This window comes from Devosia sp. YIM 151766 (assembly GCF_030285925.1).
GTDB lineage: Bacteria > Pseudomonadota > Alphaproteobacteria > Rhizobiales > Devosiaceae > Devosia.
Window position 1 is genome coordinate 2,960,530 of the sequence record NZ_CP127251.1, and the last position, 26,604, is coordinate 2,987,133.

Genomic DNA, 26,604 nt, shown 5'->3' on the forward strand with positions numbered 1-26,604 from the left:
GTTGCAACTGCCGGCGCGGCTCCCTAGCTTGCAGTCCAAACGCAAGAAGGAACAATGCCATGGCCCTCATCGTCGACGTCTTCGCCGCCCGCCAGGACAATTTCGGCTATCTCGTGCATGATGAGGCCACCGGCCGCACGGCCGCGATCGATGCGCCTGAGGCGGCCGCCATTCGCGACGCCCTCGCCCGGCGCGGCTGGAAGCTGAGCGACATCTTCATCACCCACCATCATGTCGACCACGTCGAAGCCATTCCCGAGCTCAAGGCCGCCTTCGGCGCCAAGGTGACCGGGCCCGCGGCCGAGGCCGACAAGATCGAGGGCCTCGACGTGCTGGTCAGCGATGGCGACCAGGTCCATCTCGGCGAATCCGTCTTCGACATTATCGCCGCGCCCGGTCATACGCTGGGTCATATCGTTTTCTATAACGCATTGGGCGGGCATCTCTTTTCGGCCGATGCGCTGTTCTCGCTGGGGGTGGGACGCATGTTCGAGGGCACGCCCGGCCCGATGTGGGAAGGGGTCAAGCGCCTCCGCGATCTGCCCGACGAAACCCTGGTCTATTGCGGCCATGAATATACCCAGAGCAATGCCAGCTTCGCCCTCGCCATCGACCCGGACAACGAGGCGCTAAAGGCCCGTGCCGCCGAGGTAAATTCGCTGCGCGCCGCTGGAAAACCCACCATTCCGTTCAAGCTGGGCGAGGACAAGCGGGCCAATCCGTTCATGCGCGCCGACGCCCCGGAACTGGCCCGGCATTATGGCCTTGAGGGCGCCGATCCGGCTGAGGTTTTCGCCGCCATCCGCAAGGGCAAGGACAATTTCTGAGCCCGGCGATTAACCATTCGCCTGTGCGGAATCCTTCACCGGGGATCGAAATTCGTTAACAGACTGTTATCATCTGGCACGGCGTTTGCCCCGATAGGGGTAACACGCCGCGGGTTCTGTGCCATTCCGGGACAGAGCGGCGCAAAATGGTACAGTCATGCCCCATTTGGAGCAAAGCGAGACAGATCGAACCCTGCCCGTGCCGGCGGCCCCGGCCACGCCGCGCCCCTCGCTCGCCCATAGCGCTCCGAACGCCGCCTTTGTCAGCCAGCTCATCGCCGCCCGCGAGCGGCTCAGCCCGCAACGTACAAGCCGCCTGGAAAATGCTGCGGGGGCGGTGGGCGCCTATGGCAAAGGCGGCCGCATCGCCGAGCGCCGCATGCCGCTGGGCTATCGCCGCACGCTTTTGATCTAGCGTGCCGGCGCCGTTCCAATAATTCTGGAATTGGCGGTTCAATTCGCCCGGCCTCGAACGTCGCAATGATGAGGGCGCCTATAGGCGCCGGATAACGAGGAGAGATTCCATGCCAATCGCCAAGAACACTGTCTGCATCTGGTACGACAAGGACGCGGAAGCGGCGGCCCGCTTCTATGCCGAAACCTTTCCCGACACCCGGGTCACCGCCGTCAGCACGGCGCCGAGCGATAACCCGTCCAGCAAGGCGGGCGCCGTGCTGACGGTGGAATTCACCCTGATGGGCATTGCCTGTATCGGCCTCAATGGCGGCCCCGCCTTCACCCATAGCGAAGCCTTCTCTTTCCAGATCGCCACCGACGACCAGCAAGAGACCGACCGCTATTGGAACGCCATTGTCGGCAATGGCGGCGAGGAGAGCATGTGCGGCTGGTGCAAGGACAAATGGGGCATTTCCTGGCAGATCACCCCGCGAACCCTGTCCGAAGCCATGGCCGCAGGCGGCGCCGAAGCCAAGCGCGCCTTCGAGGCGATGATGACGATGAAAAAAATCGACGTGGCGGCGATCGAGGCGGCGCGGCGCGGCTAGCGGGCTATGTGATTGCCAATATCACGCTCGTCACCCTCGCGTCAGGCGCGAGGGTGACGATCCGGGAAGAAGGAGCCAGCGCGGCTCTCCTCAAATGCCAGCGCCCTATTGCTTGAGCTTGAGCGGGCCGACCATCTGTTCGGGCTTCACTTCGGCGTCGAATTCCTCGCCGGTGAGCAGGCCCAGATTGATGGCTTCTTCGCGCAGCGTCGTGCCGTTCCGATGCGCGGTCTTGGCGATCTTGGCGGCATTGTCATAGCCGATGCGGCGATTGAGCGCCGTCACCAGCATCAGCGACTGATCCACCAGTTGCTGGATGCGCTTCCGGTCCGGCTCGATGCCCATTGCGCAATTGTCGTTGAAACTCTTGGCAGCATCGGCCAGGAGGCGCACGCTTTGCAGGAAATTATAGGCGATGACCGGCTTGAAGACATTGAGCTCGAAATTGCCCTGACTGGCGGCAAAGCCGATGGCGGCGTCATTGCCCATGACCTGGGCAACCACCATGGTCATGGCTTCGGACTGGGTGGGATTGACCTTGCCCGGCATGATCGAGGAACCGGGCTCGTTTTCGGGAATGGTGATTTCGCCCAGGCCGGAACGCGGGCCGGAGGCCAGCCAGCGCACGTCATTGGCGATCTTCATGAAGGCGACGGCGAGCTGCTTGAGCGCGCCCGAGGCGCCGACAAAGGCGTCATGACCGGCCAGCAGGGCGAACTTGTTGGGGCCGGTGACGAAATCGTGGCCGGTGAGGTCGGCGATTTCCCTGGCGACGGTGACGGCATAATCGGGATGGGCATTGAGCCCGGTGCCGACGGCGGTGCCACCCAAAGCCAGTTCCTTCAATTGCGGCATGCTCGCCTTGATGGCGGCAATGGCATAATCGATCTGCGCCACCCAGCCGGAGATTTCCTGGCCCAGGGTCAGCGGCGTCGCGTCCTGGAGATGGGTGCGGCCGATCTTGACCACGTCCATGAACGTATCGGCCTTGGCCTGTAGGGTGTCGCGCAACAGGGCGACGCGCTCATAAAGATAGTTCTCCACCGCCTCGACCGCGGCGATATGCATGGCGGTGGGATAGGTGTCGTTGGAGCTCTGGCTCATATTGACGTGGTCATTGGGATGGACGGGCTTTTTCGAGCCCATCTCCCCGCCGGCCATTTCGATGGCGCGGTTGGAAATGACTTCGTTGACATTCATATTGGACTGGGTGCCCGATCCGGTCTGCCAGACCACCAGCGGGAAATGCTCGGCCAGCTTGCCCTCGATCACCTCGTCGGCGGCGGCGACCACCAGGTCGCGCGTCTTCTCGTCCATGAGGCCGAGCTTGAAATTGGCCAGAGCCGCCGCCTTCTTGAGGATGCCGAAGGCGGTGATGATCTCGGCGGGCATCTTTTCTGCGCCGATATCGAAGTTCTGCAGGCTTCGGGCCGTCTGCGCGCCGTAATATTTATCGGTCGGGACCTCGATATTGCCCATAGTGTCCGATTCGACGCGCATGCTCATATTGCCTTTGCTCCAGCTGGCCGCCGCTCCGGCGGCGGAAAAAACCAAACGGCCGACCCTTCGGGGGGCCGGCCGCTCGAATATCAGATAAAGCGCCGCGGCGCCAAAGCGCCTTTCGGCTTAGTTCTTGACCGCGAGGATCTGACGGCCGCGATACATGCCGGTCTTGAGGTCGACGTGATGCGGACGGCGCAGCTCGCCCGAATCCTTGTCTTCGACATAGGTGGGATTGGCGATCGCGTCGGCCGAACGGCGGAAGCCGCGCTTCATCGGCGAGGTCTTGCGTTTTGGCACAGCCATGGTTCGGTCCTTCCGAAATTCAAAATCGTTGCGCCGCCGAAAGCGGCCAGAGAATTATCTCTGTCAGGATTGGTCGGCTCTATAGAGCAAGACAGGACGCTTGGCTAGGGGTTTTGTGAATCGGGCCGGGGCTTGCTGCGATCAATTATCGTATGTACAATAATTAAAGGCTTGGGGGAAGCCGGACGTGTACGAATGGGACAGGGAAAAAGATGCCGCCAATCGGCTGAAGCATGGGGTCGGCTTCGAGGACGTCGAGAATTTCGACTGGGATAGTGCAGTATTCCAGCAGGACAGGCGCTTCGATTACGGCGAAGAGCGCTTTCGCGCCTTCGGCTTCATCGGCGAGCGGCCTCACTGTCTTGCCTATGTTCTTCGCGGAGACAATATCCGCATCATCAGCCTGCGCCCCATGCATTTAAAGGAGGCAAGACGCTATGGCCTCGCACAAGACTAAGGGCAAGCCGCCGGACAATTACGATCCCGCCGCCCCGCTCACCGAGGAAGAAATCAAGACGCTGCGCCCGGCGCGGGAATTTTTCGCCGAACGCGGCCTGCCCATGCCGGTGCCCCGCAAAGCCGGCCGGCCCAGGCAGGACGAGACCAAGGTGCGGGTGACGATGCGGCTCGATGCCGGGATCGTGGAGCATTTCAAGAGCCAGGGGCCCGGCTGGCAAACCCGCATCAATGCGGTTCTGGCCGAAAAAGTCGCCAAGGGCCGCTAGATGTGAGTGTTTCGTTCCCCCTTACGGGAACGAGGGCCGCCACCGGCCCGCACTGCCCCCCTCAAAGGGGGGAGCGCTTGTCACCGCTTCCGTGGCTCGCCGCCGCTACAGCGCCAGCTTGCCGTCCTGGCCCACACAGGCTGCCCTGGGGCCATATTCGCGGGCGCGGGCTTCGACGATGCGCGCCACCCGCAACAGGCCGGCGCTGGGGCGGGCGGGGTTGCGCAGGAGGGGATTGGGCAGGGTGACGGCCAGCAGGCTGGCGGTCTGCCAGTCGAGATTTTGCGGTTCGCGGCCGAAAGCGTGTTCGGCGCCGGCCGCGACGCCGAACTGGCCGGACGGGCCCCATTCGGCGATGTTGAGATAGATCTCCATGATCCGCTTCTTGGGCATGACCAGATCGATATAGGCCGCCAGCGGCACTTCCAGCGCCTTGCGGATGGCGCTCTGGCCGTTCCACAGAAACAGATTGCGCGCCACCTGCATGGTGAGGGTGGAGGCGCCCCGCGCCTCCCGCCCGGCGAGATAATTGTCGATCTCGATGCGCAGGGCGGCGACGTCCACGCCCCAATGGCGGCAGAATTGGCCATCCTCGGAGAGGATCACCGCCGCCTTGAGGCGGTCGGAAATATCGTCGATATCGCGCCATTGCCGCTCGACCGGCTGCAAGGTGAGCAGGCGGGCCAGCATGGGGACGGAGACCGGCTGGATCACCAGATAAATCGGGGTGAGGATCAGCGGCAGGGCCACGAGCACGGCAAGTATCCCCAAGGGAATGCGGAGAATGTGCCAGAGCTGTTTGCGTCGCGCCATGGGCGGGTGTGTAACCGCGTGTGCGGTTGCGGCCAAGCCCCCTCGTCCGGCGCTGTGCTCCCGGCCACGTTCCCCCTCATCCGGCGCTGCGCGCCCGGCCGTGTTCCCCCTCATCCGGCGCTGCGCGCCACCTTCTCCCCGAGGGGGAGAAGAATGGTTCGGCCTGCGCCCCTTATTCCTCTCCCCCTCGGGAGGGTGCCCCGAAGGGCGGGTGATGGGGGGATTGCCCGATGCCGGGCAAAAAGCTAGCAACGAACCATGTATGACTTTTCCGCCGACAGCGCCGATTGCGCCCGCGCCGTGGAGGCCGGGCTTTCCGATTATCTGACCGGCGCCAGGCTGTCCGGCCCGGGTCCCGCCGCCGAAAGGCTGGTGGAAGCCATGCGGCATGGGAGCCTCGAAGGCGGCAAGCGCTTGCGGCCGCTCCTGGTGCGGCAGGCGGCGGCGATCTTCTCGGTGCCGCGCGAGGCGGCGCTGCCGGCCGGAATGGCCGTGGAAATGGTGCATTGCTATTCGCTGATCCATGACGACCTGCCCGCCATGGACGACGACGATTTGCGGCGCGGCCGGCCCAGCGTGCATAAGCAATATGACGAGGCCACCGCCATCCTGGCGGGGGACGCCCTGTTGGCCCAGGCCTTTGCCGTTCTGGCCGATCCCCATTGCCATGCCGATCCCGCCGTGCGCGTGGCGCTGATCGCCGAACTGGCGCAAGGCGGCGGCGCCGGCGGCATGGTGGGCGGACAGATGCGCGACATCGAAGGGGAAAGCGGCGGCCTCACCGAAGGCGAGATCGCCGTCATGCAGGCCATGAAGACCGGGGCGCTGATCCGGGCCTCGGTACGGATGGGCGCCCTGCTCGGCGGCGCCGATGCCCGGGCGCTCTCGGCGCTCACCGCCTATGCCGAAGCGGCCGGCCGCGCCTTCCAGCTGGCCGACGACATTCTCGACGTGACCGCGACGCCCGAAATCATGGGCAAGGCCACCGGCAAGGATGCGGGCGCCGGCAAGCAGACCCTGGTGGCCCGGCTCGGCGTCGAGGCGGCGCGGCAGATGCTGGACGACATCGTCGCCGACGCCATTTCGGCGCTGCGCACTTTCGGCCCCCGGGCCGACGGCTTGCGCGCCACCGCCCGCTATTTCGCGGCGCGGGAGAAGTGAGCTTTGACCATTCCTTCCACCATCGTCAGATAATGCGGTATATGTGCAATGAGCCTTGAATCCGTCCGCGCCGACCTTGCGTCCCGCGCCCCCGACCTCACCGTCCTCGTCACCGAGGCCTCGACCGCCACGGTGCAATTGGCGGCGGACGTGCATGGGGTCGAACCCGGCCAGATCGCCAAGACGCTGTGCATCCGCGTCAAGGATGCGGAATTCCTGCTGGTGACGCGGGGCGATGCCCGGCTCGACAACCAGAAATCCAAAAGCGCCTTCGGCGGGCGGCCGCGCATGCTGGGGGCCGAGGACGTGTTGCGGCTCACCGGCCATCAGGTGGGCGGGGTCTGCCCCTTCGGCCTGCCGGCGCCGCTGCCGATCTATCTCGACACCTCGCTCAAAATCTATGACATCGTCATTCCGGCGGGCGGCGACAGCCATGCCTCGATCAAGCTGACCCTGGACCGGCTGGCCGAATTGTGCGGCAATCAATGGGTGGATGTTTGCCAGCTGCCCGGGTGAGCCTGTCCCCCGAGGACTTCATTCGCACCCGGCTGGCACTGGCGCCCCTGCCCTTCCGGCCCGACATTTCGCTCTACCGCCCGACGCCCGGCAGCGGCCTGAATGCCTGGCTGGCCGAACAGGGCCGCGCCGGTGTTCCGCCCTATTGGGCCTATGCCTGGGCCGGCGGCGCCGCCCTGGCGCTCTATCTCCGCGACCATCCCGAACTCGTCTCCGGCCGGACGGTACTCGATTTCGGCGCCGGATCGGGCCTGGCGGGCATTGCCGCGGCCAAGGCGGGCGCCGGCCGGGTGACGGCGCTGGAACCCGACCCGCTCGGACAGGCGGCCGCGCGGCTCAATGCCGAGGCCAATGGCGTCGAATTGAGCATCGGCACCGAACTGCCCAAGACCGATATCGTCCTGGCCGGCGACGTCTTCTACACGGCCGAAGTGGCGGCCCGCACCCTGCCCGTCCTCAGCCAGGCCGCCGAGCGCGGCGCGACAGTGCTGATCGGCGATCCCTTTCGCCGCGACCTGCCGCTGGACCATCTGGAGCTGCTGGCCGAATACAGGGTGCCCGATATGGGGAGCGGCGCGCCGGTCAGGGCCGGCATCTTCGCCCTGCGCCCCTAGAATATCGGACATGCCGGCCCGGCCTTGCCCGCCCAATGGCCTTGTCCTATATCCAGGCCAGCGGGGACGGCCTCGCCCATCTTGGCAAGCGTTCGGGACGGCCCGGCAGCTATGGGGAAATCCATGCGCACCACCTCGGACCGTATCCGCCACGCGGTCAGCTTCGAACTCATCGGCATCGTGCTGGCGACGCCGCTCGCCGCCTTCGCCTTCCACCTGCCGGGCGGCGACAGCGCCGTCATCGTCGTCGGCAGCGCCACTGTGGCGATGGCCTGGAACTATGTCTACAACCTGCTCTTCGACCATGCCATGCGGCGCTGGCGCGGCAATACCGAAAAGTCGCTGCTGCTGCGCGTGCTGCATGCCATGCTGTTCGAATTGGGCCTGCTGATCATGCTGCTGCCGCTGATCGCCTTTTACCTGGGCATCAGCCTCTGGCAGGCGCTGGTCATGGATATCGCCTTCGCCCTGTTCTATATGGGCTATGCCTTCGTCTTCAACCTGGCCTATGACCGGGTCTTCCCGCTGCCCGAATGGCGGGAGCCGGCTAAATCTGGCCCAGCAGCTTGAGCCCGCCAAGCACGATGATCAGCATGGCCAGCCAGAACAGACGTCGCTGATGGCGCTCGTTCATTCGGCGGCGCTCTGCCGGCCGGCGCCGAACTTCTTCTCGATATAATCGGCCACCATGACCTTGAACTGGTCGGCGACGTCGGCCCCGCGCAGCGTCGCGACCTTTTCGCCATCGACGAAAACCGGCGCGGCCGGGCTTTCGCCGGTGCCGGGCAGGGAAATGCCGATATTGGCCTGCTTGCTCTCGCCCGGCCCGTTGACGATGCAGCCCATCACCGCCACCGACAGCGTCTCGACGCCGGGATAGCGCTCGCGCCATTCGGGCATGGACATGTTGAGGTGGTCCTGGATGTCCTTGGCCAGGGTCTGGAACGTGGTGGAGGTGGTGCGCCCGCAGCCGGGACAGGCGGCCACCACCGGCAGGAACTGGCGGAAGCCCATGGTCTGCAGCAATTCCTGCGCCACCTTGACTTCCGTGGTCCGGTCGCCGCCCGGCTCGGGCGTCAGCGAAATGCGGATCGTGTCGCCGATGCCCTGCTGCAGCAGGATGCCCAAAGCCGCCGAGGAGGCGACAATGCCCTTGGAGCCCATGCCCGCCTCGGTGAGGCCGAGATGCAGCGCATAATCGCAGCGGGCGGCGAGGTCCTGATAGACGGCGATCAGATGTTGGACGTCGCTCACCTTGGTGGAGAGCAGAATCTTGTCACGGCCCATGCCCAATTCCTCGGCGCGGGCCGCCGAGAGCAGGGCCGACTGGATGATGGCTTCGCGCTGCACGGCGGAGGCCGAGATCGGATGGGGCGCGGCGGCATTCTCATCCATGAGGCGGGTGAGCAATTCCTCGTCGAGCGAGCCCCAATTCACCCCGATGCGCACCGGCTTGTCATGGCGGTTGGCAATGTCGATCAGCGTGGCGAATTGCATGTCGCGCTTGGCCTTGAAGCCGACATTGCCCGGATTGATGCGATATTTCGCCAGGGCCTCGGCGCAGGCCGGATGATCGGTCAGCAGCTTGTGGCCGATATAGTGGAAGTCGCCGACCAGCGGCACGTCATAGCCCATGACGGCGAGGCGGTCGCGGATGATGGGCACGGCGGCGGCGCTCTCGTCGCGATCCACGGTGATGCGCACGATTTCCGAGCCGGCGCGAGCCAGCTGCATCACCTGCCTGACGGTCGCGTCGATATCGGCGGTGTCGGTATTGGTCATGGATTGCACGACGACGGGAGCGCCGCCGCCGACCATGACGCCGCCGACATCCACTCCCACCGATTGCCTGCGCGGCGCTGGACCGGCCATGGTCATCCTCGGAAATTTCCTTGTCGTCACGAGATAGGACTTCCCTTTGAGCCTGGCAACCGAACAATAAAGTGACGTTTGGCCCGGGAGCGAAAAAATCCATGCCCCGACCTCGTGGTTCGAAGCTCACCATGGGGTTTAAGGACGCCGGAGCATCACCGCAGCACCCCCTCCGCTTCGGCAGTGTTTACATCGGGCACTTCGAGCCAAATTGTCTCGGGACGTGAGACCCTTAGCCCCCTCCCCCTTGAGGGGAGGGCCGGGGTGGGGGTGCTGCGGTTCCTACACATCCGGGAGCCTGGTCCTGGCTCCGACACCCCCACCCTCAATCCCTCCCCTCAAGGGGGAGGGAGGCGCAGGAGTGACGAGCGGGAGGTTGGGCAATTGTGTGGCCCCCAAATCGCCCGGGGAGTAGAGCTATCGTCCGTGACGTGGATGGCGCCCCTCCCCGGATCGTCACCCTCGTGCTCGACACGAGGGCTCTTGCGGTGCCGGTAACGCCCTCGCGTCGAGCGCGAGGGTGACGAGTGGTGGTTGTGGGCAATTCCCGCACAATTTTCACGTAGACTTCATCCCCGGGTCCTCAAGGCAGGAGCCGCGCTGCAAATTTGCTCGGCCCGATCTTGAACCGGCGCCGGGCAGGACCATCTTAAGAGGCATGATGAACAGGCTCCTCCCCCGCATTATCCTCTTCCGCAAGGAAGTCGTGCAGCTCTGGAAGGCTTTCTGGGCGCCCGAGACCCCGCTCTATCTCAAGGCGGCGACCCTGTTTGCCGCCTTCTACCTGGTCAATCCGTTCGACATCATCCCCGATGTCATCCCCCTGCTCGGCTGGGTCGACGATATCGTGCTGATCCCGCTGCTGGTCAGCTGGATCGTGGCGCGCCTGCCGGTGCCGGCCAAGGTCTATGCCGGAAAATACGGCCCGACGCTGGATGGCCGGGCGCGGCGGATGTGATTCCGTGCAACCCCCCAGCCCATTTGACAAAATCTGGGATTTGGCCATGATAGCGGCCATGAACCGGGTTTTCGCAGTCACACGTCTGTTTGAAAGTCGTCTTCGCAAGGCAGGATGATTGCCTGGTGTTGCTACCTGCCCATGGGCAAGAGCGGCACCAGGATTTCGATCGCCACCTCTCCTGATTTCCTGAACATGCCCATCGCGTCGCCTGCGCGCGACGATGACGCATGGCCTGAAAGAGACCTTGCCATGACTTTCAAATATTCCGTGACCCTTCCGATCAGCGGCAACAACAAGTTGCGCCGGTTCCGCGAATGGGCCGAAAGCCACCTGCCGGAACTGAGCTATAGCCTGCCGCCGCAGACCCCCGTCAAGACCGAGACCATGACCGTGCGGCTGCTGTCCATCACCGATCGCGCCCGGGTGCTCGAAACCTTCGCCAAGACGCCCTTTGCTTGAGCTGGAAAGGAGATGATGTGCAAGCCCTACGCTATTGCCGGTCCTGTTCCGGTCCCCGTCCACGCGCGTCGCGCCGCTGCCCGTGGTGCCACCGAAGCTATGGTGAGAACGCTTCACAGCCCGAACACCTGTTCGCCATCTATGACCGCGCCTCCATAAGCGGTCCGCCGGCGACGACCATGAGCGAGGAGCGGCAATGACGACGATTTCCCTGTCCGACTGGTCGCAATCGCCCGAAATCCTGGTCGGCGAGCAGGAGCATAAACGGCTCACCATCACCGCCATGACCGATGTGGGCGGCGCCGAGCGCATCGACTTCCTGCTCTATGAACTGGATCGGGCCCGGATCATGCGGGATGCGCTGCTGCCTGCCGATGTCATCCGCATCGGCAGCATCGTGCGTTACAAATCGCTGCCCGGCGAGGAACGCACCATCAAGCTGGTGCTGCCGGCGGACGAGCACCTGCCCGGCGGCTACCGGCTTTCGGTCACCTCGGCGCATGGCGCGGCGCTGCTCGGCTTGCGGCCCGGCCATATCATGACCTGGATCGACCCCGATAGCGGCACGCAGCGCATCAAGGTGCTCAAGGTCGCCAATACCGGGCCGCGGCCGATAGAAGAGCCGGGTTCCGACGATCCCGGGCCGAGCGCGGCGTAGTCCGCCCCAAAGACCTCATGGAGAGCTTGTCGAACCATGAGGTCGCAGCCGCTGCATTAACCGACCTCCTCCTTCGACATCCTGAGCTTGCCGAAGGGTCGGGATGAGGTCTGCGGGGTATCGGGGTGAGGGTCTTGAGAGCAGGGCCATCGCATTGGCGTGGATGACGCCTTCCCTCGACGAATGGTGGTCTGAACCGCCGAATTTTGGTTTTGATCGCTCCGGGCCTTGTTCTATTCCAGCCGGACCAGCAGGTCCTTGGCGTCGATCTGGTCGCCGGGCTTGATCAAGAGCTCGGCCACCACCCCGTCGACCTCGGCATGGATGGCGGTTTCCATCTTCATCGCTTCGATCGAGCACAGCACGTCGCCGGCCGAGACCTTCTGGCCCTCATGCACGGCCAGGGTCGAGACCACGCCCGGCATCGGCGCGCCAACCTGCCTGGCATCGCCGGCAATGGCCTTGGCGCGGACCTTGACCTCGCCGGCCTTCAGCCGGTCGGGCACGATGATAGTGCGGGGCTGGCCGTTGAGATCGAAGAAGACGCGGACCTCGCCCTTTTCATTGGTCGGGGCGCGGCCCTGATAGGCGATAACCAGCGTCTTGCCCTTCTCGATATCGACGAACAATTCGTCGCCCTCATGCAGGCCGTAGAAATAGACCGGCGTCGGCAGGACTTCGGTGGGGCCGTAGCGCTCCTGGGTCTTTTCGAAATCAGCAAAGACCTTGGGATACATCAGGTAGGAGGCGAGGCGGAAATCGTCGATATCCAGGCCGGCCTCCTCGGCGATCTTGCGCCGCTCGGCTTCGAGATCCACATCGGGCAGATAGGAGCCGGGGCGCTCGCTCAGCGGCTTCTTGCCCTTGAGCACCTTCTTTTGCAGCGCCTCGGGAAAACCGCCCGGCGGCTGGCCGAGATCGCCGGCGAAGAAGCCGATGACGGAATCGGGGAAGGCGATGTCCTTATTGGGGTCTTCGACCTCGGCGCGGGTGATGCCGGCCGAGACCATGGCCAGGGCCATGTCGCCCACCACTTTGGACGAGGGGGTGACCTTGACGATATCGCCGAACATCTGATTGACGTCGGCATAGGTCTGGGCGACTTCGTGCCAGCGGGTTTCCAGGCCCAGCGAGCGCGCCTGTTCCTTGAGATTGGTGAACTGGCCGCCCGGCATTTCATGCAGATAGACTTCCGAGGCCCCGCCCTTGAGATCGCTCTCGAAGGCGCGGTACTGGGTGCGCACCGCTTCCCAATAGAAAGAAATCTGGCGGATCGCCCGGGCGTCGAGCTGCGGATCGCGGGCATCGCCCTCGAGCGCCGCGACCAGCGAGCCCAGCGTCGGCTGGCTGGTGGTGGAGCTGAGCGCGTCCATGGCCGCATCGACCGCATCGACGCCGGCTTCCACCGCCGCCAGCACCGTCGCCGCCGACGCGCCGGACGTGTCGTGGGTATGGAGGTGTATCGGCAGGCCCACTTCTTCCTTGAGCACCGCAACCAGCTTCTTCGCCGCGGCGGGCTTCAACAGCCCGGCCATGTCCTTGATGCCCAGCACATGGGCGCCGGCGGCTTCCAGTTCCTTGGCGAGGCCGACATAATATTTGAGGTCGTATTTGGCGCGATCAGGATCGAACAGATCGCCGGTATAGCAGATGGCGCCTTCCGCCACCTTGCCTTCTTCGACCACCGCGTCGATGGAGACCCGCATATTCTCGACCCAGTTGAGGCAGTCGAAAATGCGGAACACGTCGACCCCGCCCCGCGCCGCCTGGCGCACGAAGAACTTGACCACATTGTCGGCATAATTGGTGTAGCCGACGCCGTTGGAGCCGCGCAGCAGCATCTGGGTGAGGATATTGGGCGCCCCTTCGCGCACTTTGGCCAGCCGCTCCCACGGGTCCTCGTTGAGGAAGCGCATGGCGACGTCGAACGTGGCGCCGCCCCAGCATTCGAGCGAGAACAGATCGGGCAGCCCGTCCCGATAGGCCTGGGCGATGCGGGTGATGTCGAAGCTGCGCATCCGCGTCGCCAGGAGCGATTGATGCGCGTCGCGCATGGTGGTGTCGGTAAAGAGGACCCGTTCCTGCGCCTTCATCCAGCGGGCCAGACCCTCGGGGCCGTCGCGCTCGAGAATCTGGCGGCTGCCGTCCACCATTGCCAGCGGCGGGAATTCGGGCACGATCGGCGCGGCGGCCTCCGCCGGCGGGCGCGGCCGGTCGCGCACTTCGGGATGGCCGTTGACGGTGACGTCGGCGATATAGCTCAACAGCTTGGTCGCCCGGTCCTTGAGCGGCTTGAAATTGAACAGGTCCGGCGTCGTGTCGATGAAGCGCGTCGTATAGCGGTTCTCGACGAAATCGGGATGGGTGATGATGTTTTCGAGGAAGGCCAGATTGGTGGCGACGCCGCGAATGCGGAATTCGCGCAGGGCCCGATGCATGCGGGCAATGGCCTCGTCGGCGCTCGGCGCCCAGCAGGTGACCTTTTCCAGGAGCGGATCGTAATAGCGGGTGATGATCGCTCCCGCATAGGCGGTGCCGCCATCCAGACGCACCCCGAAGCCGGTGGCGCCGCGATAGGCGGTGATGCGGCCGTAATCGGGGATGAAATTATGCTCCGGGTCCTCGGTGGTGACCCGGCACTGGATGGCATTGCCGTTGAGGCGGATATTTTCCTGGGCCGGCACACCCGATTCCGGCGTGCCGATCACCGCGCCGTCCAGCATGTGGATCTGCGCCTTGACGATGTCGATGCCGGTCACCTCCTCGGTGACCGTATGCTCCACCTGGATGCGCGGATTGACCTCGATGAAGTAGAATTTGTCATTATCGGCATCCATGAGGAATTCGACCGTGCCGGCGCCGCGATAATTGGCGGCCTTGCCGAGCCTCACGGCAGCGTCGGTCAGGCTCTGACGCACTTCGTCGTTGAGATAGGGCGCCGGCGCGCGCTCCACCACTTTCTGGTTGCGCCGCTGCACCGAGCAATCGCGCTCGTAAAGATGCACGAGATTGCCGTGTTCGTCGCCGATCAGCTGCACCTCGACATGGCGGGCGCGCTCGATCAGCTTTTCGAGATACATCTCGTCCTTGCCGAAGGCCGCCTTGGCCTCGCGCTTGCCTTCGGAGACTTCCGAAAGCAGCGACTTTTCGTCCATGATCCGGCGCATGCCGCGCCCGCCGCCGCCCCAGCTCGCCTTGAGCATCAGCGGGTAGCCGATCTCGGCGGCCAGCTTCTTGATGGTCTCCGGATCGTCGGGCAGCGCCTCGGTGGCCGGCACCACCGGCACATCGGAGGCGATGGCCATATTGCGGGCGGCGACCTTGTTGCCGAGATCGCGCATGGTCTGGGCGCGCGGACCGATAAAAGTGATGCCGGCATCCTCGCAGGCATCGACGAATTCGGGGCTTTCGGCGAGCAGGCCATAGCCGGGATGGATGGCATCGGCCCCCGAAATCCGGGCGATGCGGATATATTCCTCGATCTGGAGATAGGCCTCCACCGGCCCCAGCCCCTTGCCGATCAGATAGGCCTCGTCGGCCTTGAAGCGGTGCAGCGCCAGCTTGTCTTCCTCGGCGAAGACGGCGACCGTCTTCAGCCCGAGTTCGTTGGCGGCGCGAAACACGCGGATGGCGATTTCGCTGCGATTGGCGACGAGGATTTTCTTGATGGGCATCGAGTGCAGTTCCGAGCAAAAGGGGCGAAGGACCGCTGCCGGTCCGGCTCAGCAAATGAACGGAAGGGACGGTTGACCGCCCAACCGCCGCAATTCAGTTTTCAGGTCCGGCCGAGATGGCCGGCCAGGTGGCTCATGTCGTAGCCGGCTTCCGCCGCCTGGGTGATGATGTCCTCCACCGGAACATCCCCGGCCTGGCTCAGCGCCCAGAGCGTCGTCGAACGGGTGCCCGACCGGCAATAGCACAAGACCGGGCCATCGCTCCCCTCAAGCGCGGCCTTGGTCTCACGCACGAGATCGGGGGTTACCCCTTCCCGCCCCAGCGGAATGGCGGCATAGCCAAGTCCGGCGGCCTTGGCGGCCGCTTCGATTTCAGCGCCCGCAGGCTGGTCGGGGGCTTCGCCGTCCGGGCGGTTATTGACGATGGTGACAAAGCCAAGCGCCTTGAGCGTCGCCACGTCTTCCGGCTGGATCTGTCCCGAAACGCTGACGTGATCGTTGATCCGCTTCAATTCCAAGGCGCTGCTCCTCGTATCGGGATGGGCATTTGCGGCCCCGTTATAGCCACCGGCATCGCCGGGATGCAACTCCCCGCGGCGCCGAGCCGTCATCATACTATCGCCTTAGCCTTCATTCGCCCCCGGCGTATAGCGGGCCAGGGCCTGAATCACCCGCCTGGCGGTGATGCGGCCGACCTGAACCCCCTGCTCATCGGTGACGCCGACCGATTGATGTTCGGCGAAATAGGGCAGCACGTCCTCGCAGCGGGCACTGACCGGCACGGTGAACTGGCAGGGCTCGAATTCGCCCCGCTCCATGATGGTGCGGACATGGATGGCGCGGGCCTTGTTCACCTCGCGCACGAAATCCTCGATATGCTCGTTGGCCGGCTTGAGCACGATGTCTTCGGGACGGCCCTGCTGCTGCACCGCCCCGTCCCGGAGCACCGCGATATGATCGGCGATCTTGAGCGCCTCGTCGAAATCGTGGGTGATGAACAGAATGGTCTTGCCCAGGGTCTTCTGCAATTCCATCAACTGGTCCTGCATGCCGGAGCGGATCAGCGGGTCGAGCGCCGAAAACGCCTCATCCATGAGGATGATGTCGGTATCGAGCGCCAGCGCCCGGGCCAGTCCGACGCGCTGCTGCTGGCCACCCGACAACTGGCGCGGCTGGCTCCGCTCATAGCCGGACAGGCCGACAAGCTCGATCCACTTGGCCGCCTGTTCCAGCCGTTCGGCCTTGCCGACCCCCTTGACCTCCAGCCCATAGGCGACATTGTCGATGACCGAGCGATGCGGCAGGAGGCCGAATTTCTGGAATACCATGGCGACGGTATTGCGCCGATAGGTCCGCAAATCCGCCAGGCTCATCTTGAGCACGTCATTGCCCTCGACCAGGATTTCCCCCGCCGTGGGATCGATCAGCCGGTTGACGTGGCGGATCAGCGTCGACTTGCCCGAGCCCGACAGGCCCATGACCACGAAAATCTGGCCCCGCGCGATATCGAGCGAGACATTGTCGAGCCCCACCACATGATTGGTTTCGGCCTGCACCTCGGCCTTCGACTTGCCGCTACGCAGCAATTCGAGCGCCGCCTGCGGCTGGCTGCCGAAAATCTTGGTGATGCCGCGCATCGAGATGGCGAGGTCGGTATTGATATCGATAGCGTTCATTTAGCGCGCCTCCGCCAGGCCGATCCGGGCCTGGAGCTGTTTGCCGAAGGATTGGGTGATGCGATCGAAGATGATGGCCAGCACCACGATGCCGAGGCCGGCAAAGAGCCCACGGCTGACTTCCAGCCGCCCGATCCCCTGCAGCACCTGATAGCCCAGCCCCCCGGCCCCGATCATCGAGGCGATGACCACCATGGCCAGCGCCATCATCGTGGTCTGGTTGACGCCGGCCAGGATGGTCGGCAGGGCCAGGGGAATCTGCACCCCGAACAGGCGCTGGCCCGGCGTGGTGCCGAAGGAGCGGCTGGCCTCCATCACCGCCGGATCGACCGAGCGCAGCCCCAGATCGGTGAGCCGCACCAGGGGCGGCGCCGCATAGACGATGGTGGCGAGCAGGGCCGGAATCTTGCCCGGACCGAAAATCATCACCGTGGGAATGAGATAGACGAAGCTGGGCAGGGTCTGCATCAGGTCGAGGATCGGCGTCACCACCTGCCGCACCCGCAGCGAGCGGCTCATCCATACCCCGATGGGGATGGAGGCGACGATGACGGTGAGCGTGGCGGCGATCATCAGCGCCATAGTGGCCATGGCGTCGCGCCATAGGCCCATGACGCCGAGAAACAGCAGCGAGACCAGCACCAGGGCCGGCAATTGCCAGCGGCGCGTCGCCAGCCAGGCCGTGCCGACCAGAATGGCCATGATCAGCCAGAAGGGCGTGGCGACGAGCAGGCGCTCGATGGCATTGAGCAGCATGAGCAGCGGATAGGCGGCGGCTTCGAGTTCACCGCCCCAATGGCGCACGACCCAATTGAGGCCATCGTCAATGGCCCGGCGCAGCGGGCGGGTATCGATCAGTTCAGGAAACATGTCTTGGTTCTCTTTTTTGGAGCCGAGAAACGGGCTCTTTCGCCTCCCTGCCTTTAGAAGCAGGGATTGAGGGTGAGGGCTCTCGCCCCATTCACCGCTCTATTGCTATCGACCGGCGCCGGCCCTTGCCGTCCTCCTCGGGAAGGCGGGTTCGGGACCGGTTTTCGGAGCTGCCATTGAAAACGGCCGGGTCGAAACCCGGCCGTCGCAAGCAGCAGCTTCGGGCTAGCCGAGTTCGGCCAGCACCCTGTCGGCCACTTCGGCCGGGACCCATTGCGTCCAGACATCCTGCCTGGTGCGCAGGAAATTCTCGGCGGTTTCAGCCGCATCGGCCTGGTTCTCGTCGCCATAGACCAGCAATTCGCTGATCTCGGCATTGGTGAGGCCGACGCCGGAGAAATATTGCGCCACTTGCGGAGCCTCGTCCTGCAGCCAGGCGGCGGCCCCGACCACGGCGGGGCTGGACGGATAGGCGGTCACGCCGGCCGGTTCGGTGCAATCCATATCGGTATTGCAGGCATAGATTTCGGGCCGGGCTTCGCCCAGATCGAGCTGCGCGGCCGGGAACTTGCCCAGAATGGCCGAGGGACCCCAATAATAGAACAGGATCGGCTCTTCGCGGGTAAAGGCCCGGGCGATCGAGGCATCGAGCGCGCCACCCGAACCGGGCGAGAACAGGTTCCAGGTCTCGTCCATGTCATAGGCATCGAACAGGGCCGTGGTGGAAAGCTCGCAGGCCCAGCCCGGCGGGCAGGAATAGAGCCGTCCCTTGCCGGGATCTTCCGGGTCGGGGAACAGGTCCGGACGGGCGATGACGTCTTCGGCGGTCTGCAATTCGGGATGGGCGTCCTGGAGATAGGCGGGAATGAACCAGCCTTCCACCGTGCCATCGGTAATGGCATCACCCAATTGCACCACAATGCCTTCTTCGATGCCGTTGGCCCAGGCTTCCTCGATGGTGCTGGTCCACAATTCGGGGGCCACGGCCGGGGTGCCGCGGTTCAGCATGGAGGAGGCGGTGGGCACGGTGTCGCCGGTGACGATCTCGACATTGCAGCCGAAGCCCGCATCCAGGATCGTCGCATGGATATGCGCCAGAGCGGCTGCGGACGGCCAGGTCATTTCGGCAATGTCGATTTTGCGATCGGTACCGCACAGGGCGGCATCATCCTGGGCAAGGGCGGGAAAGCTGGCCACGGAAAAAAGGGCAACAGCTATCGCGGCGGCAATGCCACCGGATTTCAAAATCATCAGGCTAACTCCTGTTGTTATGGGATGCGCGGGACCATAAAGATGGCAGAATTGTGTGTCAAATCTGGCAATATTTGAGCAATAACAGACAATCACACCGGTGATTTCTTGGCGTGACGGACTTGAAAACTTCAGGACTCTATTGACTGGACTGCGCGTCTTGACTGCCCAAGCAGCCCGCATGTAGAAAAACAACTATCCAGCAAATCAAAAAAATCTATGGGGCCACAGAGCGCCGGTCAGGGCGTCCCGTCGCCGATCCAGGCCCGCCAGATATCGGCGCGCTCGGCGACGAAACGTTTGGCCACCGTCTCGGGCGTGGCCCCGGGCAGGTTGAGCTGGGCCAGCATGGCATCCATCTCGGCCAGCGGCAGCGTGGCGCGCTGGAAATAGCCGGCGATCTGCGGCATGTCGGCAAAGACCCGCTCGGCCAGCGCGATGATCACCAGATCGGGCGGGAAGGCTGAGGGCTGCGGCTCGGCGCAGATGCGGCTGGCCAGGCATTTGGCCGCCGCCTCGTCATAGGCGCCCATGTCGAGCGCGGTGAATTCGAGCTGTGCCAGCACCGCATTGGGCTGCCAATAATAGAACAGGAACGGCTCGCGCCGGCTGACTCCCTCGGCGATCAGCCGGTCCATTTCGAGACGGTTGGCCGGCTCGACCAGCTCGACCAGGCCGTCCAGGCCATGGGCCCGCACCAGATTGCGGTTGATGATCGAGCAGGCCCAGTCGATGGGGCAGGAAATGAAGCGCATTGGCTGGCCCGGCGACAGCAGCGGCAAGGCTTCGGCCAGCGCCGCCGCGCTGGGCGTCGCGGTGAAATTGCCGGCCAGATAGACCGGCATGTACCAGCCTTCGAAACTGCTTTCGGCATAGGCCGGCGCGGCGCTGCGCACCATCTGCGCTTCCATCGCCCCGTTCCAGACATCGGCGATGCGGTTGACCCAGAGTTCGGGCGCCATTGCCGGCTGGCCGGTGGAGCCCATGGACGACGCCGTGCCCCCCGGATCGCCGGGCATTACCCGCGCCTCGCAATCGAATTCGGCGGCGAGGACCAGGGCGTGGATTTCGGCCAGCAGCATGGCCGAGGGCCAGTTCATCCGGGCAATGGTGAAGGGCTGGTCGCCGCAGACCGGTTCCGGGGCGCCGGGCGCGATTTCCTCGCTTTCGGGGGGCGGGGCCGGCGCGTCCCCGGCGTCGTCGAGCGTGGTGAATTGCGCCAGCGCCGGCCCGGCCAGCAGGGTCAGCACCAGTCCGATGATTGCCGCAGCCTTGCCGTTCATGACCATCCTTTGCCTCCCGCCCAGTCTATGCTGAAAACCGCCATGTTAAGCAACTGGACGAGTCTGAGGATTTGGCGCTGAAATCCCGGTGACTTTTGCCACTGGAATGTGCAACAGTCGCATCCAGCGGGGCGCATCGCGCGCCCCCAAATCGTTGTCGCGCCGCAAAAAGCGAGCCCAGCAAGGCCATCGGCGCGCAACCGTAACAGAGGGATGTCCATGTTCAAGAAAACCCTGACCCTGGCGGCAGCCGCCTCCACCCTGATCATCGCCGCCCCGGCCCTCGCCCAGGAGGTCAAAATCGGCTTTCTGGCCGACGTGACCGGCGGCATTGCCGGCTTCGCCCCGGGCATGATCGATGCCGGCAATCTCGCCATCGCCAATGTCAACGACCAGGGCGGCATCCTGGACGGCCAGACGCTGGTTTCGGTGATCGCCGACAGCGCCTGCGACGCCGGCGCCGCCGGGCCGGCCGCCGACCGTCTGGTCAATGCCGAGAACGTCACCGCCATTTTCGGCGGCTATTGCTCCGGTTCCACCCTGGCCGGCGCCAATGGCTCGGCCATTCCGGGCAATGTCGTCATGATCTCCCCGGCCTCGACCGCTCCGGCCGTCGCCGAACTCGATGACAACGACCTCGTCTTCCGCGACGTGGTTCCCGACTCCATCCAGGGCGTCAAGGCCGCCGAATTGCTGCTCAGCCAGGGCGTCACCGAAGCCGGCGTCACCTATGTGAACAACGATTATGGCTCCGGCCTGGCCGGCGCCTTCGCCGAAGCCTTCGCGGCCGGCGGCGGCACCGTGCTCGCCAATGTCGCCCATGAAGACGGCAAGGCCGATTATCGTCCGGAAATCGGCCAGATCGAAGCCGCCGGCGCCACGACGCTGGTGATCTATGGCTATGAGAATGCCGGTGGCGGCGCCATCCTCAACCAGGCCATCGAAGCCGGCTCGTTCGACCTGTTCATGGGCGGCGACGGCATGGCCGGCGACGCCCTGCTCGCCAGCCGCAACGGCGCCGATCTCGAAGGCATGATCCTCACGCAGGCCGCCGCCGCCGAAGGCCCCGCCTTCGACGCCCTGGCCGCCGTGACCGAGGCTGCCGGCCAGGACGTCAATGGCACCTATGTGACCAATTCCTATGACGCCGTGTTCCTGCTGGCCCTGGCCATCGAGAAGAACGGCTCGGCCGAGCGCGAGGGGCTTTCCGCCGCGCTGCGCGAGATCGCCAATGCTCCGGGCGAGACCATCCTGCCGGGCGAATGGGCCAAGGCCAAGGAACTGATCGCCGCCGGTACCGACATCAATTATGAAGGCGCCTCGGGCTCCGTCGAATTCGACGAGGTCGGCGACGTGGCCGGCGCCATCAATTATTGGGTCATCGAAGGCGGTGAATCCGTCGATAAGGGCCTGATCGAGTAAGCGGCTCGACGCTATCGAACAGTCGCGGCCCGGGGGATTTCTCCCGGGCCGTTTTTTATGAGGGAACGGCCATGCCGGACGATCCGACGCTTGATTTCTACGCCCGCAACGCGGCGCGCTATGTGGCCCATGGCGGCGATGCGCCCGACCCGCGCCTGGTGGCTTTCGTGGATGAGCTGCCGGAAGGCGCCGGCATATTGGAACTGGGCGCCGGCAGCGGACGCGATGCCGCCTACATGGCGCGCCGTGGCATGCAGGTCGATGCCACCGACGCCTCCGCCGCGCTGGCGGAGGAAGCCGAAAAGCGCCTCGGCAAGCCGGTGCGGCTGCTGCGTTTCGACCAATTGGAAGCGCTCGAAACCTATGACGCCGTCTGGGCCTGCGCCAGCCTGCTGCATGCGCCGGCGAGCGAACTGACCGGGGACCTCGCCCGTATTTTCCGCGCCCTGCGACCGGAAGGGCTTTTCGTGGCCAGCTTCAAGGCCGGCAATGGCGAGGGCCGCGACCGGTTCAACCGCTATTACAATTATCCGGACGCGGAAACGCTGCTGGCCCATTATCGCTCGGCGGCCGATTGGGCGTTTCTCAGTCTCGATACGGTCGCGGGCGGCGGGTATGACGGCCAGCCGACGCCATGGCTCTGGGTGACGGCGCGCAAATGACAATGGCCCGCCGGAAAGCCGGCGGGCCATATATCGGGATAGCGGGGCGGGCTCAGCCGCGCCGCACCACTTCCGGGATCAGCCCCCGCGGGGCGTAGCGCAGGGCGATGGAGATGACCACGCCGAGCACGAAGACCCGCATTTGCAGGGCCCGGGAATCGATCTCGGGGATGGCGCCCCAGCCGAGGGAACTGGTGAGCTGGGAGAGATTGATGAAGATGAGCTGCGCCAGCGGATCGGAAATGATCCAGACGATATAGATGAGGAAAGCCCCCAGCACGACGCCCCAATTATTGCCGGCGCCGCCGACGATCACCATCACCCAGACCATGAAAGTGTGGTTGATCGGCTGATAGCCGGAGGGATCGAAAATCTGGGTGAAGGTGGCGAGCATCGCCCCGCCGATCCCCATCAGGATCGAGCCGAAGATGAACAATTCCAGCTGCCGCCCGGTAACGTCCTTGCCCATGGAGGCCGCGGAGATGTGATTGTCGCGGATGGCGCGCATCATCCGACCCCAGGGGCCGCCATAGGCGCGCTGCACCAGCACGAAGGCGCCGATCAGGATGATGATGACTAGGGCCAGGAAACCGAGCCGGGCAAAGATGAAGCTCTCGGTGATCGACATGCCGGCGGCCTGCAAATGCTGCGGCAGCGGCGTCGGCCAGGGCATGGGCGACACCGTCATGGTGCCGCGCGTCAGCCAGTCCATGTTCTTGATCAGGGCGCGCAGGATTTCCGACATGCCGATAGTAGCGATGGCCAGATAATCGGTGCGCAGCCCCAGGCTGATCTTGCCGATATAAAAGGCGATGACCGCCGAGACCAGCCCGCCAAAGCCCCAGCCGAGAACCGGATGCAGGCCGAGGCCGCCGACGAAACCGGCGGTGGATTCGATATAGGCGGCGGCCGGATCGATCTGGGTGCGATAGATGATATAGCCGGCGAACCACGCCAGGGCGACGAGCGTCGTTTTCCACTTGCCCCTGATGCCGATGCGGTCGGCCCGCCGCGCCAGCATGACCAGCGCCACGCCGACCACGAAGGCGGCCAAAGCCCGCCCCAGCATCATCGGCCCCTCGCTCTCCCAGAAGGCCATATTGACCGGATAGGACAGGAAGACCGTGGAGGCGCCGCCCACCATGAGGAAGCCCATAATGGCGAAATTGAACAGCCCGCCATAGCCCCATTGGATATTGAGGCCCAGGGCGATCAGCGCGAAGGCCGTGGCCTGGGTGAGGATGAGCAGCATCGAGGCGGTGCCCTGCACCAGTCCGACCACCACGACGATGACGAACATGGCGGCAAACAGCAGCAGGCCCCGGCGCAGCGGGCTGTCCCAGCCGGCATTGGACGCGGAAGCGGCGCTCATGTCGAAGCTCCCTTGAAGATACCGGTGGGCCGCAAGAGCAGCGTGATCACCAGGATGACGAAGGCCACGGTGAGTTTATATTCGGTGGGGACCAGGGCCAGATTGGCCGGCAGCGCCATGCCTTCGGGCAGCACGGCATTGAGCGGGCGCAGCACCGCGGTCCAGTTGAACACCGCCAGCGTCTCGGCAAAGGCGATGAGGAAGCCGCCGACAATGGCCCCGTAAGCGTGGCCCAGCCCGCCGACAATGGCCGCGGCGAAAATCGGCAGCACGATATTGAAGGCCAGGTCCGGCATCAGCGCCACGTCGAGCGCCAGCATGGTGCCGGCGACGCAGGCGAGCGAGCCGGCAATGATCCAGGTCACCCGCACCACCAAGGCGGTGTTGATGCCCGAAACCTGCGCCAGATCGGCATTGTCGGCCATGGCGCGCATGGCCTTGCCCAGCCGCGAGCGGGTGAGGAAAAGATGCAGGGCCACCACCAGCAGCGCCGTGACCGCGAACATGATGATTTGCGGCTCAGTAATGTTGATCGGCCGCATGCCCCCGGCCCAGCTCATGTCGAAGCGGAAGATATCCTTGCTCTCGCCGGCCACGAAGATCGACTTGGTGCCCGAGCCGAAGAGCAGGCGGATCAGCCCCTGGATCATCAGGGTGACGCCGATCGAGGCGATGAGCAGGGTGACCGGCCGGGCGCCCCGCGCTCGCAATGGCGCGTAAAATCCCTTGTCGATGCCCAGCGCCAGAAAGGCGGTCAGCACCATGGCCACCGGCAAGACCGCGAACGCCATGGGCAGGGGCAGCACGATGCCCAGCGCCGCCAGCGCACTGGCCAGCACGAAGGCGATGAAGGCGCCCATGGTCATCATGTCGCCATGGGCGAAATGGGCGAAGCGCAATATGCCGAAGATCAGCGTGATGCCGATGGCCCCCAGCGCGTAGATCGAGCCCAGCACCGTGCCCGAGATCAGCACGCGGTTGATGAAGAAAATCAGTTCATCCATCGGCTCAGCCCCCCAGGAAGCTCTTGGCGACCTCAGGGTCGGCGATCAGTTCCGGCCCGGTGCCGGTGAAACGGTTCTGCCCCTGGGCGAGCACGAAGCCCTTGGAGGCGAAGGCCAGCGCCTGACGCGCATTCTGCTCGACCATGAGAATGCCGACGCCTTCCTGATTGATGCGCTGGACCGTCTCGAAGATCGAGATGACATAGCGCGGCGACAGGCCCGCCGAGGGCTCGTCGAGCATGAGCAGGCTCGGGCGGCTCATCAGCGCCCGGCCCATGGCCACCATCTGCCGCTGCCCGCCGGAGAGCTCGCCTGCCGGCTGGCGGCGTTTTTCGGCCAGGACCGGAAACATCCCATAGACCCAGCTCATAGTGTCCGAATAATCGTCGCTGCGGGTAAAGGCCCCCATTTCGAGGTTTTCCTCGACCGTCAGCGAGGTGAAGACATTCTTCTCCTGCGGCACGAAGCTGAGGCCCTTGGGCACCAGTTTGTCGGGCAGCGAATTGACGATATTCTCGCCGGCGAATTCGATAGTGCCGCCGGTCACCCGGAGCAGGCCGAAAATCGCCTTGAGCGTGGTGGACTTGCCGGCGCCATTGGGCCCGACAATGACCCCGATATCGCTTTTGTCGATGGCGATGTCGACGCCGTTGAGAATGGGCGCGCCGCCATAGCCGCCAACGACGTGCTTGAGTTCGATTAGCGCCATGGTCACGCCGCCTCCACCGGGGAGCCGAAATAGGCTTCGACGATGGCCGGATTGGCGCGGATTTCGGCCATGGGTCCTTCGGCGATCTTTTCGCCCTGCGCCATGACGATCACCGGATCGCAGAGCCGGCCGATCAGGTCCATGTCGTGCTCGATGACGAAAAAAGTATAGCCCAGTTCGCGGTTCATGCGCTCGATATTGGCGGCGAGATCGTTGAGCAGGGTCTTGTTGACGCCCGCCGCCACCTCGTCGAGCAGCACCACCTTGGCATCGACCATCATGGTGCGGCCCAGCTCCAGCAGCTTTTTCTGCCCGCCCGACAGATTGCCGGCCAATTCGTCGCGCACGTGACCGAGCTTGAGGAAGTCGATGACGTCCAGCGCCTTCTTGCGCACTTCGGTTTCGCGCGACCGCACCAGCCCGGGCCGCAGCCAATTGTCGAGCAGCTTTTCCCCCGGCTGGTCGCCGGGCACCATCATCAGGTTTTCCAGCGCCGTCATCTGGGAAAATTCATGCGCGATCTGGAAGGTGCGCAACATGCCGATGCGGAACAATTCATGCGGCTGCCAGCCGGTGACGTCCTGTCCATCGAAGATCACCGCGCCGCTATCGGGCACGATATTGCCGGCCACGATGTTGAACAGGGTGGATTTGCCGGCGCCATTGGGGCCGATAAGACCGGTAATGGAACCGCTTTTCACCGAGAGCGAGCAATTATTGACGGCCTGGAGACCGCCAAAGCGTTTTGAGACGTTGCGAACGTCTATGACCAAGTCGGCGGACAAATGCGATGCGCCCCGATTTTCCTGAATGTCTTCCCGGACCCGGTTCAATCCGGGCAATTTTGCGGCATCTGTTCATAACAGCGGCAAACGGTCAACCTTGTCCGAACAGTCAAACCGCCGCCAGCACCGCGTTTGCTGTGGATTTATTATTGGCCAGCGGCACATCATAGAGGGTAGCCAGCCGAGTCAGGGCCTTCACATCCACGTCATGGGGCTGGGCCGAGAGCGGATCGATGAAGAAGACGAGGACATCCAGACGTCCCTCGCAGATCATGGCGCCCAATTGCTGGTCGCCGCCCAGCGGGCCGCTCTTGAGCAGATGCACGTCGAGCCCGGTGGCCGCCATGATCCGGCTGCCGGTCGTGCCGGTGCCCCAGAGCTCGTGCAGGCTCAGCTTGTGGCGATGCGCTTCGGCCCAGCGGCAGAGATCGTCCTTCTTGTCGTCATGGGCCACCAGGCCGATCCGAACCATGCGGGCCT

The 26,604-nt window shown here is 64.5% G+C and carries 29 protein-coding genes; 14 read left to right on the forward strand and 15 right to left on the reverse strand.

Going from position 1 to position 26,604, the window contains the following annotated elements; translation table 11 throughout:
• Positions 1-59 precede the first annotated feature (59 nt).
• The 3 genes from gloB to O9Z70_RS14565 all read left to right on the forward strand — a co-directional run bounded on the left by gloB (position 60) and on the right by O9Z70_RS14565 (position 1,831).
• Positions 60-827: a hydroxyacylglutathione hydrolase gene (gene gloB, locus O9Z70_RS14555; RefSeq protein WP_286020158.1), complete on the forward strand. Its 768-nt coding sequence runs from the start codon at positions 60-62 to the stop codon at positions 825-827.
• Positions 828-984: 157 nt separating this feature from the next.
• Positions 985-1,242, forward strand: coding sequence for a hypothetical protein (locus tag O9Z70_RS14560; RefSeq protein WP_286020159.1), 258 nt, complete (start codon positions 985-987; stop codon positions 1,240-1,242).
• Positions 1,243-1,351: 109 nt separating this feature from the next.
• Positions 1,352-1,831: a VOC family protein gene (locus tag O9Z70_RS14565; protein ID WP_286020160.1), complete on the forward strand. Its 480-nt coding sequence runs from the start codon at positions 1,352-1,354 to the stop codon at positions 1,829-1,831.
• Between the two features lie 105 nt (positions 1,832-1,936).
• Here the strand turns inward: O9Z70_RS14565 and fumC are convergent, their stop codons facing one another.
• Together fumC and rpmF are read right to left on the reverse strand one after the other, a co-directional pair.
• Positions 1,937-3,337 carry a class II fumarate hydratase gene (gene fumC, locus O9Z70_RS14570; RefSeq protein ID WP_286020161.1) on the reverse strand — a complete coding sequence of 467 codons (1,401 nt, stop codon included), beginning with the start codon at positions 3,335-3,337 and terminating at the stop codon, positions 1,937-1,939.
• A 120-nt stretch (positions 3,338-3,457) separates the two neighbouring features.
• Entirely contained in the window at positions 3,458-3,637 is a 180-nt protein-coding gene (gene rpmF / locus O9Z70_RS14575; protein WP_286020162.1) for a 50S ribosomal protein L32, read from the reverse strand.
• 187 nt (positions 3,638-3,824) lie between these two features.
• On the opposite strand from rpmF, the gene O9Z70_RS14580 reads away from it, so the two are divergent.
• Both O9Z70_RS14580 and O9Z70_RS14585 read left to right on the forward strand, forming a co-directional pair.
• Entirely contained in the window at positions 3,825-4,094 is a 270-nt protein-coding gene (locus O9Z70_RS14580) for a BrnT family toxin (RefSeq protein ID WP_286020163.1), read from the forward strand.
• Positions 4,075-4,362, forward strand: a complete 288-nt coding sequence (locus O9Z70_RS14585; RefSeq protein WP_286020164.1) for a BrnA antitoxin family protein — start codon at positions 4,075-4,077, stop codon at positions 4,360-4,362. Before O9Z70_RS14580 ends, O9Z70_RS14585 begins: the two co-directional genes overlap by 20 nt.
• A 105-nt stretch (positions 4,363-4,467) precedes the next feature.
• On the opposite strand, the gene O9Z70_RS14590 is transcribed toward O9Z70_RS14585, so the two are convergent.
• A complete protein-coding gene (locus O9Z70_RS14590; protein ID WP_286020165.1) occupies positions 4,468-5,175 on the reverse strand; it encodes a transglycosylase domain-containing protein in 708 nt (235 codons plus the stop codon).
• 258 nt (positions 5,176-5,433) lie between these two features.
• Here O9Z70_RS14590 and O9Z70_RS14595 point away from each other — a divergent pair, with 258 nt between their 5' ends.
• The 4 genes from O9Z70_RS14595 to O9Z70_RS14610 all read left to right on the forward strand — a co-directional run bounded on the left by O9Z70_RS14595 (position 5,434) and on the right by O9Z70_RS14610 (position 8,036).
• Positions 5,434-6,336 (forward strand): polyprenyl synthetase family protein, encoded by a 903-nt coding sequence (locus tag O9Z70_RS14595; protein ID WP_286020166.1) that lies wholly within the window; start codon positions 5,434-5,436, stop codon positions 6,334-6,336.
• A 48-nt stretch (positions 6,337-6,384) separates the two neighbouring features.
• Positions 6,385-6,852, forward strand: a complete 468-nt coding sequence (locus tag O9Z70_RS14600) for a YbaK/EbsC family protein (protein ID WP_286020167.1) — start codon at positions 6,385-6,387, stop codon at positions 6,850-6,852.
• Positions 6,834-7,466, forward strand: a complete 633-nt coding sequence (locus O9Z70_RS14605; RefSeq protein ID WP_286020168.1) for a class I SAM-dependent methyltransferase — start codon at positions 6,834-6,836, stop codon at positions 7,464-7,466. Before O9Z70_RS14600 ends, O9Z70_RS14605 begins: the two co-directional genes overlap by 19 nt.
• A 123-nt stretch (positions 7,467-7,589) precedes the next feature.
• Positions 7,590-8,036 carry a PACE efflux transporter gene (locus O9Z70_RS14610; protein WP_286020169.1) on the forward strand — a complete coding sequence of 149 codons (447 nt, stop codon included), beginning with the start codon at positions 7,590-7,592 and terminating at the stop codon, positions 8,034-8,036.
• Positions 8,037-8,096: 60 nt separating this feature from the next.
• Here the strand turns inward: O9Z70_RS14610 and ispG are convergent, their stop codons facing one another.
• Positions 8,097-9,338: a flavodoxin-dependent (E)-4-hydroxy-3-methylbut-2-enyl-diphosphate synthase gene (gene ispG, locus O9Z70_RS14615; RefSeq protein WP_502870203.1), complete on the reverse strand. Its 1,242-nt coding sequence runs from the start codon at positions 9,336-9,338 to the stop codon at positions 8,097-8,099.
• Between the two features lie 658 nt (positions 9,339-9,996).
• On the opposite strand from ispG, the gene O9Z70_RS14620 reads away from it, so the two are divergent.
• From O9Z70_RS14620 to O9Z70_RS14630, 3 genes are all read left to right on the forward strand, one after another.
• A complete protein-coding gene (locus tag O9Z70_RS14620) occupies positions 9,997-10,296 on the forward strand; it encodes a YkvA family protein (protein WP_286020171.1) in 300 nt (99 codons plus the stop codon).
• A gap of 252 nt (positions 10,297-10,548) precedes the next feature.
• Positions 10,549-10,758, forward strand: coding sequence for a hypothetical protein (locus tag O9Z70_RS14625; protein WP_286020172.1), 210 nt, complete (start codon positions 10,549-10,551; stop codon positions 10,756-10,758).
• A 196-nt stretch (positions 10,759-10,954) separates the two neighbouring features.
• Positions 10,955-11,416 carry a GreA/GreB family elongation factor gene (locus O9Z70_RS14630; RefSeq protein WP_286020173.1) on the forward strand — a complete coding sequence of 154 codons (462 nt, stop codon included), beginning with the start codon at positions 10,955-10,957 and terminating at the stop codon, positions 11,414-11,416.
• Between the two features lie 233 nt (positions 11,417-11,649).
• Here the strand turns inward: O9Z70_RS14630 and pyc are convergent, their stop codons facing one another.
• From pyc to O9Z70_RS14660, 6 genes are all read right to left on the reverse strand, one after another.
• The gene (gene pyc, locus O9Z70_RS14635) at positions 11,650-15,090 is read right to left on the reverse strand and encodes a pyruvate carboxylase (protein WP_286020174.1); all 3,441 of its coding nucleotides are present in this window, start codon (positions 15,088-15,090) and stop codon (positions 11,650-11,652) included.
• Between the two features lie 101 nt (positions 15,091-15,191).
• Entirely contained in the window at positions 15,192-15,704 is a 513-nt protein-coding gene (locus O9Z70_RS14640; RefSeq protein ID WP_286020175.1) for a protein tyrosine phosphatase family protein, read from the reverse strand.
• 9 nt (positions 15,705-15,713) lie between these two features.
• A complete protein-coding gene (locus O9Z70_RS14645) occupies positions 15,714-16,766 on the reverse strand; it encodes a quaternary amine ABC transporter ATP-binding protein (protein ID WP_286020176.1) in 1,053 nt (350 codons plus the stop codon).
• The gene (locus tag O9Z70_RS14650; protein WP_286020177.1) at positions 16,767-17,636 is read right to left on the reverse strand and encodes an ABC transporter permease; all 870 of its coding nucleotides are present in this window, start codon (positions 17,634-17,636) and stop codon (positions 16,767-16,769) included.
• A 225-nt stretch (positions 17,637-17,861) separates the two neighbouring features.
• Complete coding sequence (locus O9Z70_RS14655; RefSeq protein ID WP_286020178.1) at positions 17,862-18,887, reverse strand: glycine betaine ABC transporter substrate-binding protein; 1,026 nt, start codon at positions 18,885-18,887, stop codon at positions 17,862-17,864.
• Positions 18,888-19,126: 239 nt separating this feature from the next.
• Complete coding sequence (locus O9Z70_RS14660; RefSeq protein WP_286020179.1) at positions 19,127-20,170, reverse strand: glycine betaine ABC transporter substrate-binding protein; 1,044 nt, start codon at positions 20,168-20,170, stop codon at positions 19,127-19,129.
• A gap of 219 nt (positions 20,171-20,389) precedes the next feature.
• Between O9Z70_RS14660 and O9Z70_RS14665 the strand changes: the two genes are divergently transcribed.
• Both O9Z70_RS14665 and O9Z70_RS14670 read left to right on the forward strand, forming a co-directional pair.
• Complete coding sequence (locus O9Z70_RS14665; RefSeq protein WP_286020180.1) at positions 20,390-21,592, forward strand: ABC transporter substrate-binding protein; 1,203 nt, start codon at positions 20,390-20,392, stop codon at positions 21,590-21,592.
• 71 nt (positions 21,593-21,663) lie between these two features.
• The gene (locus O9Z70_RS14670) at positions 21,664-22,254 is read left to right on the forward strand and encodes a class I SAM-dependent methyltransferase (protein ID WP_286020181.1); all 591 of its coding nucleotides are present in this window, start codon (positions 21,664-21,666) and stop codon (positions 22,252-22,254) included.
• Positions 22,255-22,306: 52 nt separating this feature from the next.
• Here the strand turns inward: O9Z70_RS14670 and O9Z70_RS14675 are convergent, their stop codons facing one another.
• The 5 genes from O9Z70_RS14675 to O9Z70_RS14695 all read right to left on the reverse strand — a co-directional run bounded on the left by O9Z70_RS14675 (position 22,307) and on the right by O9Z70_RS14695 (position 26,596).
• The gene (locus O9Z70_RS14675) at positions 22,307-23,626 is read right to left on the reverse strand and encodes a branched-chain amino acid ABC transporter permease (protein WP_286020182.1); all 1,320 of its coding nucleotides are present in this window, start codon (positions 23,624-23,626) and stop codon (positions 22,307-22,309) included.
• Positions 23,623-24,630 (reverse strand): branched-chain amino acid ABC transporter permease, encoded by a 1,008-nt coding sequence (locus O9Z70_RS14680; protein ID WP_286020183.1) that lies wholly within the window; start codon positions 24,628-24,630, stop codon positions 23,623-23,625. The genes O9Z70_RS14675 and O9Z70_RS14680 overlap by 4 nt, the downstream gene beginning before the upstream one ends.
• A 4-nt stretch (positions 24,631-24,634) precedes the next feature.
• Positions 24,635-25,339, reverse strand: a complete 705-nt coding sequence (locus tag O9Z70_RS14685) for an ABC transporter ATP-binding protein (protein WP_286022025.1) — start codon at positions 25,337-25,339, stop codon at positions 24,635-24,637.
• Positions 25,340-25,341: 2 nt separating this feature from the next.
• Positions 25,342-26,124: an ABC transporter ATP-binding protein gene (locus tag O9Z70_RS14690; protein WP_286020184.1), complete on the reverse strand. Its 783-nt coding sequence runs from the start codon at positions 26,122-26,124 to the stop codon at positions 25,342-25,344.
• Between the two features lie 109 nt (positions 26,125-26,233).
• On the reverse strand, positions 26,234-26,596 hold the full coding sequence (locus tag O9Z70_RS14695) for a methylglyoxal synthase (RefSeq protein WP_286020185.1): 363 nt from the start codon (positions 26,594-26,596) through the stop codon (positions 26,234-26,236).
• Positions 26,597-26,604: the final 8 nt, after the last annotated feature.